The sequence below is a fragment of the Arthrobacter sp. MYb224 genome, from assembly GCF_002975455.1.
Classification (GTDB): Bacteria; Actinomycetota; Actinomycetes; order Actinomycetales; family Micrococcaceae; genus Glutamicibacter.
This window is the reverse complement of sequence record NZ_PCPU01000002.1, coordinates 296979-310902: the sequence shown is the minus strand read 5'-3', so window position 1 is coordinate 310902 and position 13924 is coordinate 296979. Positions and strand designations below refer to the sequence as shown.

The following is a 13924-nucleotide window of genomic DNA, read 5'->3' as shown; positions in this document are numbered from 1 at the left end:
GCGCAAGTGCTTCTAGCGCAGTGCCAGTTCGTTTTGGAGGGACATCGAGGAGTTCACCAGTGTCCGGGTGTACTCGTGCTGCGGGTTCTCATAGATTTGTTCGGTGGTGCCGCTTTCGACAATCTGCCCCTCGTTCATCACCACCACGTTGTCGCAGATATAACGCACCACCCCCAAATCGTGGGAGACGAAGACCAAGGTGAGCTGGTAGTCATCCACCAGGTCGGAGAGCAGGTTCAGCACCTGCGCCCGAACCGAGACGTCAAGGGCGCTCACCGGTTCGTCGGCCACGAGCACCCGCGGTTCGCAGATCAGCGCGCGGGCAATCGAAATGCGCTGGCGCTGCCCGCCGGAGAATTGGTGCGGGAAGCGTTCGGCCGCGTCGGCCGGCAGCCCCACGGCTCCGAGCATTTCGGCCACCTGTTTGCGCAGCTTGGCGCTGTCCACCTTTTGCCCCGGGGCGAGCAGCGGCTCGGCGATGATGTCGCGGACCCGCATCCGCGGGTCCAGGGATCCCATGGGGTCTTGGAAGACGATCTGCAGCTGCTGGCGCAATTGCAGCAGATCGCGTTCCTTCGCTCCGGAGACCTGGTTTCCCGCGACCTGCACGCTGCCGGAGGAAGGCTGGTCAAGGCCCGCCAGAATGCGAAGCAGCGTCGACTTGCCCGAACCCGATTCGCCCACCACCCCGAAGCGCTGTCCGGCGGCCACCTCGAAGGACACCCCGCGCAGGGCGTGTACCTCGGAGGGCTTGCCGAAGAGGGTGGAACGGCTCACCGGGTAGATCCGATGCAGGTCCGCGACACTGATCACCGGGTTTTCGGAAGGCTCCCCCTGCGCGGCTGGCTCCGCCTCGCCGACGGTGGCCGGCTCCGGAGGGGCCGCCACCGGCTCTTCTGGGACCCGTTCCGCCGGGGCCGGCTCCTCCCGCACGCTCGGTGGCACATATGCCGCGGCCGAGGCCACGGTGAACAGGCGCCCCTGGGCGTCGGTGGCGTCCAGATCGGAGGCGGCAAGAAGTCCCCGGGTGTACGGGTGCTGCGGATTGCTGAAGACCTCTTCGGTGCTTCCTTCCTCCACCACCCGTCCGTTGTTCATGACCAGGACCCGGTCGCAGACGTTGGCCACCACCGACAGGTCGTGGGTTATGAACAGCAGCCCGGTGCCGCGCTCGGTCACCGATTCCAGGATCAGGTCGAGCACCTGGCGTTGCACGGTGACGTCCAGGGCGGTGGTCGGTTCGTCGCAGAGCAGCAGGCCCGGGTTGTTGGCCAGCGCCATCGCCAGCATGGCGCGTTGCCGCTGGCCGCCGGAGAGCTGATGCGGGTAGGAGCGTGCCGCACGTTCCGGGTCCGGGAGCTTCACCGATTCCAGCATCTGCACCGCCCGCGCGCGGGCCGCGGCCTTTGAGGGCACGGTCTTGTGGCTGCTCATGATCTCGGCGACCTGCGGGCCGACCTTCATCAGCGGATTCAACGCGGTCAACGGCTCCTGGAAGACCATGGCCATGTCCTTGCCGCGGATCTTCTGCAATTCCCGATCGCTGGCCTCGACGAGGTTTCCTCCATAGCCCGCGAGCTGAATTGAGCCTTGCGCGGTGACCCCTTCGGGGAGCAATCCCATCAGCGCCGAGGTGGTTATGGACTTGCCCGAGCCGGACTCCCCGATCAGGCCCACCCGGTCTCCGGGCGCCATGCTCAGGTTGAAGTCGCTGACCAGGGTGCGCGTCTTGGTGCCGATGGACAGGTTTTTGACCTCCAGCAATGTGGCGGCCTCTGCATGCTTCGCCATGATCAGCGCTCTCCGTTCAGTTTCGGGTCAAAGCGGTCGCGTAGCCCGTCGCCGAGCAGGGTGAATCCGAGCACCGCGACGGCGATCGCGGCACCTGGCCAGACGGCCAGCATCGGGAAGGTGCCAAGGAACTGCTGGGATTCTTGCAGCATGCGCCCCCAGGAGGGAACCGGTGGCGGGGTGCCCAAGCCAAGGAATGACAGGGCCGCCTCGGCAAGCACCGCGATGGCGAAGGAAACCGAGCACTGCACCACCACCATGCCCACGATATTGGGCATCACGTGGCGCCGGGCAATTCTCCAGCCGCTCTGGCTGGAGGCCTTGGCGGCCATGATGTATTCGGTGCTCATCACCTGCAGGGTTCCGCTGCGGGCCACGCGGGCGAACCCGGGGATCGAGCCGATGCCGATGGCGAGCATCGCGGTGAGCGTGCTGGCGCCGAAGACCGCACCGAACATGATGGCCACCAGCAGGGCGGGGAAGGCCAGCAGGATATCCGCGCCGCGCATGGTGACCTCTTCGGTGATCCCGCCGCGCATTCCGGCGAGGATTCCCAAGGGCGTGCCGATGACCAGCGCGATGCCAACGGCCACCAGCCCGACCAGCAAGGTGATGCGCGCCCCGTAGAGCACCCCGGAGAACACGTCCCGGCCGTAGCGGTCGGTGCCCATCAGGTGCGCGGCGCTGGAACCTTGCAAGCGGTCCGCGGGAAATGCCTGGACCGGGTTGTAAGGGGTCCAAAAGAATGAGACGAGGGCGGCGAGCACCACAACTGCCACCAATGATCCGCCCACGATGAGCGTGAGCGAAAGCTTGCGGCGGGTTTTCTCGACTAGTACTTGTTCGGCAGCCATTACGCTCCCTTTCGAATGCGGGGATCCAGGATCGTGTAGAGCACGTCCACCACCAGGTTGATGATCAGCGTGATGGCCACCAGCACCATCACCACCGACTGGACCGTGAGCAGGTCGCGGTTGCCTACCGCGTCCAGCAGCATCGATCCCAAACCGGGGATGACAAAGACCCGTTCGATCACCACGGCGCCGATGATCAGCGCCGCCAGCTGCACGCTGGTCACCGTCAGCACCGGGATGGAGGCATTGCGCAAGCCATGCTTGACCAGTGATTCAAGCTTGCCCAGCCCCTTGGACCGTGCGGTGCGCAGGTAGTCTTCGCTCATCACCTCCATCACCGCCGAGCGGACGTAGCGGGTCAGGATCGCGCCCTGCACCGAGGCCAGGGCGAGCACGGGCAAGAGCACGCGGGCCAGGAAATCGCCGAAGTCCTCGCCCGGCGGCGTCCAGCCGTTGGCCGGCAGCCAGCCGAGCCCGACGGCGAAGACGACCACCAGCAAGATGCCCGCAAGGAAGTTGGGAATCGCGACGCCAAGCTGGCTGACCCCGCTGATGATGATGCCGCTGGGGTTGCGGTGCTTGACCGCTGCATAGGTGCCGAAAGGCACGGCGATCAGCAGCGCGACAAGCATCGCCAGCACCACGAGGATCAGGCTCACCTGGACCCGGTCGATGATCAGCGGGCTGATATCCTGCCGGGTGACGTAGGAGGTGCCGAAGTTCCCCGCCGGCAACCCGAGCGCCCAGTCGAAGTACTGCACAATCAGCGGACGGTCGGTGCCGAACTCGGCTCGCGTCTTGGCCAGCAGTTCCGGGCTGGCGTTCACGCCCAAGGCGATCTGCGCCGGGTCCCCGGGAATTGCGCGCATGAAGAAGAACACCGCGACAGTCGCAATCACGTAGGTGACAGCAAATCTCACGAGGTTAGTCAGTAATCGGATACCCAAGTGCGTTCCTCTCTGCCGAAGCGCTGCTGCGGATTACTTCCAGCCGAGGTTGGTCAGATCCAGCGCCTCGGTCACGGAGTTCGCCGGGATTCCGGTGACCTCCGCCTTGGCAACGACGATGTTCGGGAAGATGAACAGGGTGTTTGCCGCCGCGTCATCGACGATGGTGCGCACCACCTGCTTCATCCCGTCCACGTAGCCGGCTTCATCGGCGGCGTCGGCCTCGGCGGCGAGGTCCTTGATCTTCGAGTTGTCATAGCCGAGGTAGTAGTCCGGGTTGTTGAACATGGCCAGCACGTCCCGGCTTTCCACGGCCAGCACCACGGACATCTGGTAGTCCTGCTTGGTGAAGACCTCGTCCAGCCAGACGGCAGGGAATTCCGCCGATTCGATTTTCGCGTTGATTCCCACGTCCGCCAGCTGGGAGACGACAATTTCGGAGACCGCCGTGGCATAGGGGCGGGTCGGGACGGTGAAGGTGATATCCAGGTCCTGGGCGCCGGCTTCCGCCAGCAGGGACTCGGCCTTGGCCGGATCGTAGGGGTAGACGTCGTTGAGATCTTCGTAGTACGGGTCGGTGGTCGGGACCGGGCCGCCGACCACCGTGCCGTATCCGTTCCAGGCGGTGTCCACCACGGCCTGCCGGTCGATGGCATGCATCACCGCCTGGCGCACCCGCAAGTCGTCGAAGGGGGCCATGTTGTTGTTCATCGACAGCACGATTTCACCGTTTGAGGTGCCGTCGAGGACCTGGTACTTGCCATCGGACTCGAAGCTGGAGAGCAGCTCCGGGGACTGCATGTTGTAGACGACATCCACGTCTCCGGACTGCAGCGCGTTGGTAGTGGCCACCGCATCGGCGAAGTAGCGCAGCGAGACGTTCTCCACTGTGGGAGCTTCGCCCCAGTAGTCCTCGCGGGTCGCGAACTCGATGGACTGGCCGCGATTCCATGCGTCGATCTCGTAGGGGCCGGTGCCGATGGCGGTCCCCGCCAGGTCATCGACTCCGCTCGGATCGAAAATGGCGCCGACCAGGGTTCCCATATCGAACAGCCAGGCATTGCTTGGCTGCTTGAGGGTGATGGCGACCTCGGTGTCGCTGTTGACCTCCACCGAGTCGACGATATCCATCTTCTTCTTCAGGCTGGAGACCCAGGCGTCGGACTGGACGCGTTCGATGCTGAACTTGACGTCCTCGGCGGTGAAGGCCTCGCCGTTGGAGAAGGTTGCGCCCTCGCGAAGCTTGAAGGTGTAGGTCTTGTTGCCGTTGCTCAGCTCCCAGGACTCGGCGAGCAGCGGCTGGATCTTGCCTGCCTGGTCGATCTCGACCAGGCCTTCATACACGTTGGACATCAGGGCCTGCGGGATGGCGGCGCCTGCGGTAGTGGTGAAGTCGAGGTTGACCGGTTCACCGGTCAGCGCCACCGTGACCGAGGTGTTTTCCGCCGAGCCTTCCGAAGAATTTCCGCCGGATCCCGCCGAGCAGGCGGTCAGGACGAGGGAACCAACCACTGCGGCCGCTGCCAATCGGCAGTAATTCTTTTTCGCGCTCATGAGATCTCCATCGGGTCAAAGTGACAACTGAGTGATGTGATCCATACAACACCATATATGCTGATATTTCTACTAAGTTTTCTGGTCTTACCAGTAAACGACATATTTGGTGGAGACCGCGCGGCCGGGGCAGCTGCGCTAGCTTTGTCCATAACGCACTCATCCTCGCAATCAAAGGAAGGCTCCACATGAGCAAGCTGACTTTCACGCCGGCCGTGCCGACATTGACCTACGAGCGAGTTGTGCAGCAAATCGAAGAGGCGATTCTTTCCAAGGAAATCGAGCCCGGGCAGCACCTTCCCAGCGAACGCGAGCTGATGGTGCAATTCTCCGTGAGCCGGCCAACGGTGCGCGAAGCACTGCGCGTATTGCAAAGCCAGGGGCTTATCGCTTCTCGGCCCGGCAGCCGCAGCGGCCCGATAGTTCTGCCGGTTTCGCCGGATAATCTCGGACGCTCCTTTGCCAATATGGCGCGGATTGCCTCCTTGTCGCTTTCCGAATTAGTCCAGTTCCGCATCGTGCTGGAAAGCTCGGCCTGCCAATTGGCGGCGGTCATGCACAACGCCGAACAGCTGGCTGCGATGCGCGACGCCATCGAACGGATGGAGGTGGAAGCGGGAACCGGATCGGATTCCTTCAACCGCGCCGACCTGGATTTCCACGCAGCCGTCTGGGAGGCCAGTGGCAACGCGTTGCTGCGGATCTGCGGCGAGGCGGTATCGGGAGCCATCCTCAACGTCATGAATGAGCAAATGAGCCATTCGGAGAACGAGCGGCGTGAAATGAAGAAGGTCGTGGCCCTGGACCGCGCCATCTTCGACGCCATCGCCGCCGGCGAGCCCGCCACCGCGGGGAACGCGGCCAAGACGGCCATCTCCTCCTACTTCAAGCACAGCCTGGATGAAGATGGCCTGCGCGGCCTGCAGGCGCTGGTCAACCCCGCCTAGCAGGTGGCTCAATGCGCGGTGAGGTCTTTTCGCATGATCAGCCGCGGCATCCGGCTGGCCACCGCATCCGTGCTCCCGATCAGCTCGAATCCCACGCGCTCAAACATTTTCCGCGTCCCCACAAATGCCATGGTGAGGTCCATGCGCCCCTCGGGATCCACCGGGTAGGCTTCCACCGCGGGCGCGCCGAGCGCCTGGGCGTACCGAAGGGCGCCGGTTAGCATTTCGGTACTTACCCCTTGCCGGCGGTAGCCGCTGCGGACCACAACGCAGATAATGCTCCACACCTTCAGGTCATCCACCGGGCGAATGAGCTTCGAACGCTCCAGCAGCGGGATCTGCGACCGCGGGGAAATACTGCACCAGCCCACCGGTACCGAATCCCGGTAAGCCACCACTCCCGGCGCGATGGGCTCGGCGCTCAGAGCGCGCATTGCCGCTGCCCGATCCCCGGCACCGAGCAGCTTAATTTCCTTGGCTCCCAGGCGATGCGAAAGGCACCAGCAATGCTTCTCGCGTCCGCCGGGATTGACCACCGAGGCGAAATCCGCAAAACGATCCGCGGTCAGCGGCAGCACTTCCCAGTTGGCCTTGTCTGCTGCTGGACTCTGCGCATTTGCTTCCATGCATCCATCCTGCACCCCCGAGTGCTTTGGCGATAGCCCAAGAAAATCATTCGGGTTTTCCCTACCCTTCTTCTCCGGATCTCTCGATGTTGCTGGCGGCCACGTCAGCATACTGTTGAGCTATGACTTCATCACCAAAGCTTCTCCCGGACGAGAACACCGTCCGGCCACCGTTGAGAATCGGACTGACGATTCTTCACCTGGCAGTTCTGGGCAGCGTCGGCACCGCCATCTCTTGGCTCTTGCTCGGCTGGCTCGCAGCAGGTGCCGCGCTGATATTCCTCCTGGGATTCGGCATCATCGTGCTCATCGGCTTGCTCTACGCGCTCTTCGGGCTCTCTTGGCTCGAAATACAGCGCGTCTCCGGGCTCTATGACCTGAACGTCGCCACCTTATCCTGGCGTCCACGACGCCGCGAAGGGTTCGGCGAGTACATTCGCTCCCTGGGCCGGAACCTCGCCAGCGGACGCATGTGGGCCTCCTTTGGCAGCTTCGTGCTCTCCTGCATCTTCGGCTCGCTGATGATCGGCGCGCTGCAGTGGACAGTGCATACCGCAATCGTCGGCTTCGCTCCGCTGAGCGCCACCGACACCGTAACTGGTCCCTTCGGACTGCTGGTTCCGGCTTCCCAGGCCCCCTGGCTGTTCCTCTTCACCCTCTTGGGTGCCGCGGTGATAGTCGGCCTGGCCTTCTTGCACCGCGCGGTCACCTGCGCCATCATCGGCGCGATTGCCCGGGAATCCGCAATGACCGAGCGGGTGCGAACCAGTTCGGTCCAGCGTGAAGGCGCGGTGCGTGCCGCTGAGGTGGAACGCACCCGCATCGAACGCGACCTGCACGACGGGGTCCAGCCCCGGCTGGTTTCGGTGGGCATGACCTTGGGCCTGGCCCATCAGCAGATCGACAAGGACCCGGCGCAGGCCAAGGAGCTGATCGCCGAGGCGCATGCCTCGACCAAGTCGGCGATTACCGAGCTGCGCCAGCTCACCCGCGGGATCTACGCCTCGGTGCTCGATGACCGCGGATTGGATGCGGCCCTGTCCGCGGTAGCCGGACGCAGCCATATCCCGGTGCAACTCGATGTGCAGCTTTCCGGACGCTACCCGAGGGACAGCGAATCGGCGGTGTACTTCGCGATTGCCGAGGCGCTGACCAACTCGACCAAGCATTCCCGGGCGGCGACCTGCCGAGTGACGGTGCGCGAACGCGAGGAGGCCGGCAGGCGCTGGCTCTTCGCGCGCATCGAAGACAACGGGGTGGGCGGGGCGCAGATCCTGCCCGGCGGCGGACTGGATGGGATCAATAACCGCGTCCTGGCTGCCGGCGGCACGCTGCGCCTTGACAGCCCGCAAGGCGGTCCGACCGCGGTGGAGGTGAACGTGCCATGCGCGTCCTAATCTGCGAAGACTCGGTGCTCCTGCGCGAGGGCCTGGTCAGGCTGCTGGACCACTCCGGGCATCAGGTGGTCGCGGACCTGCCTGATACCGGCGGACTTATGGATTTCCTGGCCCAGGCCGAGGAATCAGCATTCCCGCAGATCTGCATCCTGGATGTGCGGCTGCCTCCGACCTACACCGACGAGGGAATCCGCGCCGCGCTGGAGGTACGCAAGAACTACCCGCAACTTCCGTTGCTGGTGCTCTCCCAGTATGTGGAGGAACGCTACGCTTCGGAGCTGATCTCCATGCAATCCGGAAGTCTGGGCTACCTGCTCAAGGACCGCGTTGCGGATGTCACCGAGTTCATTGCTTCGCTGGAGCAGATCGCCGGTGGCGGCACGGTACTCGACCAAGAGGTGGTGGCACAGCTGTTGACCAGACGCAATCACGATGACCGGATGCAACGGTTGACCGACAGGGAACGCAGCGTGCTGACGGCGCTGGCCGAAGGCAAATCGAATCAGGCCATTGCCGCCTTGCTGTTCCTTTCGGAGGCAAGCGTTGAAAAGTACATTACCTCGATCTTCCAGAAGCTTGGACTCGAGGCAGATGGGACAGGAAACCGGCGTGTGCTCGCCGCCCTGGCTCATATTCAAACTCTGGGCACCACTCGCAGCGACAGGACAAACCCATGAACTCCCCAACCATCAACGCGCCGGTTGCACCGCAGAATCCGCAACCGGCCGGTTCGAAGAAAACCTTGACCCTGGTGCTGGGCCTCATCGGCGCACTGGTCATCCTCGGGGTGATCGCCACCTCGGCTTGGCGTGCTTCACACAGCCTCGCCAACTCCAGCAGCTCGCAGAGCGTCGGCGCCGGGGGCGTCACCGCACTGGAGGTAGACGCGGATGCCGGAAGGTTCACCGTGCTCTTCGCCAATGTTCCCGAGGCAACGCTGGAGGTGCGCAGCGCACGCAGCGGCGAATGGAAACTCCGCCGCGACGCCGGCACCTTGCTGGTCAGTTCGCCCAACGACTGGGGCGACTGGTGCTTCACCGGTTGCGACTGGGATGAAAACGAGGTCACGCTGACGCTGCCTAGTTCGCTCAACGAAGGCACGCTCGATGCGGATCTGAAGATGTCCGCCGGAGAATTTTCGGTCGATGGCAACTTCAACGATCTGGTCATGGAGATGAGCGGCGGCACCCTGGATGCTTCCGGCTCGGCCAAGGGCTTGAGTGTGGAACTGGGAGCCGGGAAAACCGATATCGACTTGGCTGACGTGCAGAGCGCGAACTTCGATGTTTCCGCCGGCCGCATCGACAGCACCTTCACCGGCAGCGCGCCGCGCAGCGTCCAGGCAGAAGTCAGCGCGGGGATGCTGCAGCTGACCCTGCCGGATACCGAATACAACGTGCTCCAGGATGTTTCGGCAGGCGGCGTGGAGAACGGCCTGAGCGTCAACTCCGCCTCGGAGCACCAGGTTCAGGTTGAGGTCTCGGCCGGGAACGTGGTCTTGCGCCCCGGGGCGGAAGCGACAACGCCAACGAAATAGGCGCAATCTTCCGGTAAGACGAAGCTGGCCTCGGGCCGAAGCGGATCTCCGCGTCGGCCCGAGGCCAGCTTTCATTTTAAGACTATGCTTGGTTCTTCTTCATGGCTTCCAGCCGAGCCTCGATTTCAGAAGCACCCGACGCCAATAACAGCCATATCGTTGAATGAACAACCACAGATCAACACTCTTTGATGGCAATCTGCCAATACGTTAGACCTTCTCGTTGTCAGTTGTCGCACTTCTATACTCGTTTAGATTCCGCGCGGAAGCTCCAAATTGACAACGTCATACAGTAAATACTCTCCCCCTGAAGTGCAAAGCAGGCCTGAAAACTCAATCAAGAAATCTAGATAGAACTTTGAATCTGATCGTTCTATTAGTCAGAAATTGCTCCATCAGCCTCGGATGGAATCCTATCTCAGCATAAAAAGATTTACCGTTACTCAAATATTGATCCGACTAGGACTTTAAGGTCAATTTGACTAAATGATAGAACCTCAATCCCTTAATAGAGGTTGAATGATAGGATTCTATCTGCCAAGATAGTAACCAGATAGCGGCTCACATGGTCCCGCATCTTGATGATAGGAAAGCATAATGGATCTAAACGAAGCAGTTCTCACCACATTGACTGAAACATATGGTCGGACAATAAAGGCAGAACTTAACATCGAGACGCTTCAGAAGCGTGACGCTGAAAAGGACGATCTCATCCAAAAGTTGACCGAGCGTATTGTTGCTCTTGAAAACCTTGCGGGTGCTCCTACCCAGATTTCTGTTGAAGATACCAACGAAACCGAAAAGGTACCAACTACACGTACCGTTGCGATCACTAGCTTGGCTGCTAAGTTAAAGCAAGCAGGACTCGAAGTCTCAATAAAGGGCCATGGCAATCGGGGAAGCAACAAATTGCGGATCGTTGAAAAAGATGGAACAGAACACGCCTTTTATTTAGCTGCGAGCCGCAATTACTTCGATAGCTCAGATAATTTTTCTGCGTGGCACACTCCACGCCCTGAAGACGTTGATAGTGAGCGCTACGAGTCCTTCGTACTCTCGGCAGAAGACGAAACGGGTAACGCTCTCTTCTTTATCTTAACTAGTGAAGAGATGAAGGAAATAGTACGTGACCGACAAATCAATGGCGGTTTCTACCACTTCTATATCGGCCGTTCGCATGGAGACTCAAACACATTCGTTGATCACCGCGGTAGCGAAGAGACTGACTTCACCCCGTATTACTCGGCTTGGGGATCACTAATTCGATAATCATCCGCGGTAGAAATAGAGCGAGTCGGAGAACAAATTTGTTCTCCGACTCGCTCTTTATTTCTCTGGCACTACTATGCTTGGTTCTTCTTCATGGCTTCCAGCCGAGCCTCGATTTCAGACATCTGTGGAGCTTCAGAATCGATGGCTTGTGGCGCTGGGGATTCGTCGAGCACGTTCTGCTCGCCCTTCATCGCCGCAAGGCGGGCCTCGATCTCGGTTTCTTCACCTAAATCTTCTAGTGCGGCGAACTGCGAGTCGAGCGAGGAGGCCGCAAGTTCGGAAGCTCCGCGGACCTTGGCTTCGTCCTGGCGGATCTTATCTTCGAAGCGGCTGATCTCCGAGGTTGGATCATTCAGGTCCAAGGCCTTCAGGGTCTCCATCATCTGGCCCTGGGTCTTCGCATTGCGGGCACGAGCGACGAGCTCATCACGCTTGGCGACAAGTTCGACGCGCTTGGCGCCCATGGTGTTCAGCCCGTCCTTGAGCTTGGCCACCACCTCGCGCTGGGAGGCGATGCGCGGAGCGAGGTCCTTGACCTTCTTCTCCGCCGCCATCTGGCGCTGAATCGCGACGGTGGCTAGCTGATTGAACTTCTGCGCATTGGTGGAGTCCCCGGCAGTGGAGAACTCCTCGGCCTTATTCGACGCCGCGAGCGCCTTCTTGCCCCAGGACTTGACCTCTTCCATCGCCTTGGCCTGGTCGTCCTCGGCCATGCGCAGATTGCCGATGGTCTGGGCTACCGCCGATTCGGCTTGGGCAATGTTGTTGGTGTAGTCGCGGACCTGCTGGTCCAGCATCTTCTGTGGATCTTCGAGCGCGTCGAGTGCCGCATTGGCGTTGGCTTTGCCGATCCCGAAAATACGGGCCCAAATTGAGCGTTTCTTGGCCATGGTGCGTCCCTTCGTTAACCGCAGCTTTAACTCTATGCGACGCGGCACCCAGCGCTAAACTGCGCGGCTGAATTCCGCGGTGCGTTGAGCGTGTTTTCCCGGCTCCGCACGGGGTCGGCGTAGTTCTCTAGCTGCCCTCGGCATGGCGGCGGGTCTCCTCTGCAATTTTGACAATGCGCTCGATCACGCTGCGTGTGCTCACCCGGGATTGCGCTTCGGGCCTCGTCAGCACGTCGATATGCCGGCCCAGGGCGAGTGACTGGATCGGGCGCAGCACCACGTGCTCGCGGAAGTATGGGATCAAGCCGGTGTACCGAGGCAGCAGTCCCACCATGCGCGTCTCGGCGATAATGGCCGCCACCAGATTGAACTCATTCACCCGGTGCGTGATCTGGATCGGCGTGCCAGCGCTGGCAAACATCGCCTGGACCAGGAGCGGCTCCAGCGCGAAGCCCTCATGGGCCGCGACCCAGGTCTCCCCCACCAGATCGGCCAGGCTCACCGTCTGCTGTTTCGCCAGCGGATGCTCCCGGTGGATCGCCACGTCGATCGGCTCCTGCAGCACGGGAGTGACATGCACCCGCTGGCCCGGCCAGGGGTCCGAGGCCAGCGGGCGGTGGGCGATCACCACATCGTGGTCGCCGACCAAATCGATGAAACCGTTGATCGACACATCCTCGTCACGGCAGCGCACCGCCGGCCCATCGGGGTCGGCCAGGCTGCTGGCGATCAGCGACGGAAACCAGGCCAGGCCGGCGCTGTGGAAGGCGGTGACTGAAACCGGCTCGCGGCGCGCCAAGAGATACTCCGCCACCGAGTTCTCCGCGCGAGCCAGGGATTCGAGCACCTCGCCGCCGGCATCCGCCAACCGCTCGTCCGCGGGAGTGAGCACCAGCACGCGGCCGCGTTGCTCGGTCAGCGGCAGTTGAACGCCCCGCTGCAGCGAAGCGAGCTGTTGGGATACGGCGGACGGGGACAGATGCAGCGCCTGCGCCACGGCGGTGACCGACCCCCGGTCCCTGAGTTCCCGAAGAGTTCGAAGATGATGCACTTCCATGAAGCTCAGCTTACGCGATAGTGAAGATACTGCCCGTTGTTCTGCATGGAATGCCTCTCTACTGTAAAAGCATGACCTCCGCTTTTCCCCGCCTTCGCCGCGCCCTTCCCGACCTGGTACTCCTGATCGTCGCAATCATGTGGGGCGGAAGCTATCTGGCAACCCAAGACCTGGCGGCGGCCTCCTCGGCAGCTGCGGTGATGTGCGCCCGGTTCCTCCCCTCGGCCGCGATCCTGTTGTGCGTGCATCTGTCCCGTCCCCAATTCAGGCTCCGGGATTCGGCCCTTCCCGGCATGGCGCTGGGCACGCTGCGCGCGGCGACCATCGCTCTGGAGACGATCGGGGTCACGCTCACCAGCGCCACAAACGCGGGACTCATCATCGCTCTGTCCATCCTGCTCACCCCGATCCTCGAATCCGCACTCACCAAAAGACGGCTCTCCCCCTCGCTGGTCGCAAGCATCCTGCTCGCCCTGATCGGGATCATGCTGCTCGTGGGCGGGCAAAGTTTTTCCGAGCTCAACATCGGCGATGGGCTGATGCTCGCCGCGGCGGCAACGCGGGCCCTGCTCGGTGTGGCCGAGGCGCGGTTCACCGTCGGCAAGAACGCCGACGTGCTGGGCTTGACCACGATGGAGATCGTATTTGGCGCGGCCATCTTTGCCGCGTGGGGCGGAAGTTCGCTGCTGGATCACATTCCCGACTTCGGTGCCGCGAATTGGCTCACCATTGGCTATCTCTGCCTCGGCTGCACCATCTTCGCGTTTCTCGGGCAGCTGTGGGCGACGAAGCACACCTCGGCATCACGGGCGGGCATGCTGCTCGGCACGGAACCCGGATGGGCGCTGCTCGTCGGGGTGCTTCTCGCGGGGGAGCGCATCGGCACCCTCGGATACGCTGGTGCCGCGGTGCTGCTCTTTGCAACCTGGTGGGGCGCACGTGCCGAGCGGCGCTGGCGGGGTAGCGGACCGAGCCGCCCGAAGGCCCCCGCACCGGTGGTCCGGGGATGATTGCGCTAGATGCCCGGGGCCGGAAAATACTCCGGCCTGGCA

At 62.2% G+C, this 13924-nt stretch carries 13 protein-coding genes; 6 read left to right on the top strand and 7 right to left on the bottom strand.

Annotation, left to right across the window (positions count from 1 at the left end; all coding sequences use genetic code 11):
- Window positions 1–12: 12 nt before the first annotated feature.
- From CQ017_RS04590 to CQ017_RS04575, 4 genes are read right to left on the bottom strand one after another with little or no spacing between them, the layout of a single operon-like run.
- Window positions 13–1791, bottom strand: a complete 1779-nt coding sequence (locus CQ017_RS04590; RefSeq protein ID WP_105552725.1) for an ABC transporter ATP-binding protein — start codon at window positions 1789–1791, stop codon at window positions 13–15.
- A 2-nt stretch (window positions 1792–1793) separates the two neighbouring features.
- Window positions 1794–2645 (bottom strand): ABC transporter permease, encoded by an 852-nt coding sequence (locus CQ017_RS04585; protein ID WP_105552724.1) that lies wholly within the window; start codon window positions 2643–2645, stop codon window positions 1794–1796.
- Window positions 2645–3592 carry an ABC transporter permease gene (locus tag CQ017_RS04580; protein WP_096286227.1) on the bottom strand — a complete coding sequence of 316 codons (948 nt, stop codon included), beginning with the start codon at window positions 3590–3592 and terminating at the stop codon, window positions 2645–2647. The genes CQ017_RS04585 and CQ017_RS04580 overlap by 1 nt, the downstream gene beginning before the upstream one ends.
- A 33-nt stretch (window positions 3593–3625) precedes the next feature.
- Entirely contained in the window at window positions 3626–5146 is a 1521-nt protein-coding gene (locus CQ017_RS04575; protein ID WP_105552723.1) for an ABC transporter substrate-binding protein, read from the bottom strand.
- 188 nt (window positions 5147–5334) lie between these two features.
- Here CQ017_RS04575 and CQ017_RS04570 point away from each other — a divergent pair, with 188 nt between their 5' ends.
- A complete protein-coding gene (locus CQ017_RS04570) occupies window positions 5335–6093 on the top strand; it encodes a FadR/GntR family transcriptional regulator (protein WP_105552722.1) in 759 nt (252 codons plus the stop codon).
- An 8-nt stretch (window positions 6094–6101) separates the two neighbouring features.
- Here the strand turns inward: CQ017_RS04570 and CQ017_RS04565 are convergent, their stop codons facing one another.
- A complete protein-coding gene (locus tag CQ017_RS04565) occupies window positions 6102–6719 on the bottom strand; it encodes a GNAT family N-acetyltransferase (RefSeq protein ID WP_105552721.1) in 618 nt (205 codons plus the stop codon).
- A gap of 122 nt (window positions 6720–6841) precedes the next feature.
- On the opposite strand from CQ017_RS04565, the gene CQ017_RS04560 reads away from it, so the two are divergent.
- From CQ017_RS04560 to CQ017_RS04545, 4 genes are all read left to right on the top strand, one after another.
- Entirely contained in the window at window positions 6842–8116 is a 1275-nt protein-coding gene (locus CQ017_RS04560) for a sensor histidine kinase (RefSeq protein ID WP_105552720.1), read from the top strand.
- Window positions 8104–8793 carry a response regulator transcription factor gene (locus CQ017_RS04555; RefSeq protein ID WP_105552719.1) on the top strand — a complete coding sequence of 230 codons (690 nt, stop codon included), beginning with the start codon at window positions 8104–8106 and terminating at the stop codon, window positions 8791–8793. The genes CQ017_RS04560 and CQ017_RS04555 overlap by 13 nt, the downstream gene beginning before the upstream one ends.
- A complete protein-coding gene (locus CQ017_RS04550; RefSeq protein WP_105552718.1) occupies window positions 8790–9653 on the top strand; it encodes a hypothetical protein in 864 nt (287 codons plus the stop codon). Before CQ017_RS04555 ends, CQ017_RS04550 begins: the two co-directional genes overlap by 4 nt.
- Window positions 9654–10250: 597 nt before the next feature.
- Window positions 10251–10922, top strand: coding sequence for a hypothetical protein (locus CQ017_RS04545; protein WP_105552717.1), 672 nt, complete (start codon window positions 10251–10253; stop codon window positions 10920–10922).
- A gap of 74 nt (window positions 10923–10996) precedes the next feature.
- Here CQ017_RS04545 and CQ017_RS04540 read toward each other — a convergent pair whose 3' ends face one another.
- On the bottom strand, window positions 10997–11815 hold the full coding sequence (locus CQ017_RS04540; protein ID WP_105552716.1) for a PspA/IM30 family protein: 819 nt from the start codon (window positions 11813–11815) through the stop codon (window positions 10997–10999).
- Between the two features lie 127 nt (window positions 11816–11942).
- The gene (locus CQ017_RS04535) at window positions 11943–12872 is read right to left on the bottom strand and encodes a LysR family transcriptional regulator (RefSeq protein ID WP_105552715.1); all 930 of its coding nucleotides are present in this window, start codon (window positions 12870–12872) and stop codon (window positions 11943–11945) included.
- 71 nt (window positions 12873–12943) lie between these two features.
- Here CQ017_RS04535 and CQ017_RS04530 point away from each other — a divergent pair, with 71 nt between their 5' ends.
- Complete coding sequence (locus CQ017_RS04530; protein WP_181148356.1) at window positions 12944–13882, top strand: DMT family transporter; 939 nt, start codon at window positions 12944–12946, stop codon at window positions 13880–13882.
- Window positions 13883–13924 lie beyond the last annotated feature (42 nt).

Bases quoted from the DNA above. Each gene is read 5' to 3' on its own strand.
- CQ017_RS04570 (WP_105552722.1), top strand. From the start codon at position 5,335: ATGAGCAAGCTGACTTTCACGCCGGCCGTGCCGACATTGACCTACGAG.
- CQ017_RS04560 (WP_105552720.1), top strand. From the start codon at position 6,842: ATGACTTCATCACCAAAGCTTCTCCCGGACGAGAACACCGTCCGGCCA.
- CQ017_RS04565 (WP_105552721.1), bottom strand. From the start codon at position 6,719: ATGGAAGCAAATGCGCAGAGTCCAGCAGCAGACAAGGCCAACTGGGAA.
- CQ017_RS04545 (WP_105552717.1), top strand. From the start codon at position 10,251: ATGGATCTAAACGAAGCAGTTCTCACCACATTGACTGAAACATATGGT.
- CQ017_RS04530 (WP_181148356.1), top strand. From the start codon at position 12,944: ATGACCTCCGCTTTTCCCCGCCTTCGCCGCGCCCTTCCCGACCTGGTA.
- CQ017_RS04555 (WP_105552719.1), top strand. From the start codon at position 8,104: ATGCGCGTCCTAATCTGCGAAGACTCGGTGCTCCTGCGCGAGGGCCTG.
- CQ017_RS04535 (WP_105552715.1), bottom strand. From the start codon at position 12,872: ATGGAAGTGCATCATCTTCGAACTCTTCGGGAACTCAGGGACCGGGGG.
- CQ017_RS04550 (WP_105552718.1), top strand. From the start codon at position 8,790: ATGAACTCCCCAACCATCAACGCGCCGGTTGCACCGCAGAATCCGCAA.
- CQ017_RS04590 (WP_105552725.1), bottom strand. From the start codon at position 1,791: ATGGCGAAGCATGCAGAGGCCGCCACATTGCTGGAGGTCAAAAACCTG.
- CQ017_RS04585 (WP_105552724.1), bottom strand. From the start codon at position 2,645: ATGGCTGCCGAACAAGTACTAGTCGAGAAAACCCGCCGCAAGCTTTCG.
- CQ017_RS04540 (WP_105552716.1), bottom strand. From the start codon at position 11,815: ATGGCCAAGAAACGCTCAATTTGGGCCCGTATTTTCGGGATCGGCAAA.
- CQ017_RS04575 (WP_105552723.1), bottom strand. From the start codon at position 5,146: ATGAGCGCGAAAAAGAATTACTGCCGATTGGCAGCGGCCGCAGTGGTT.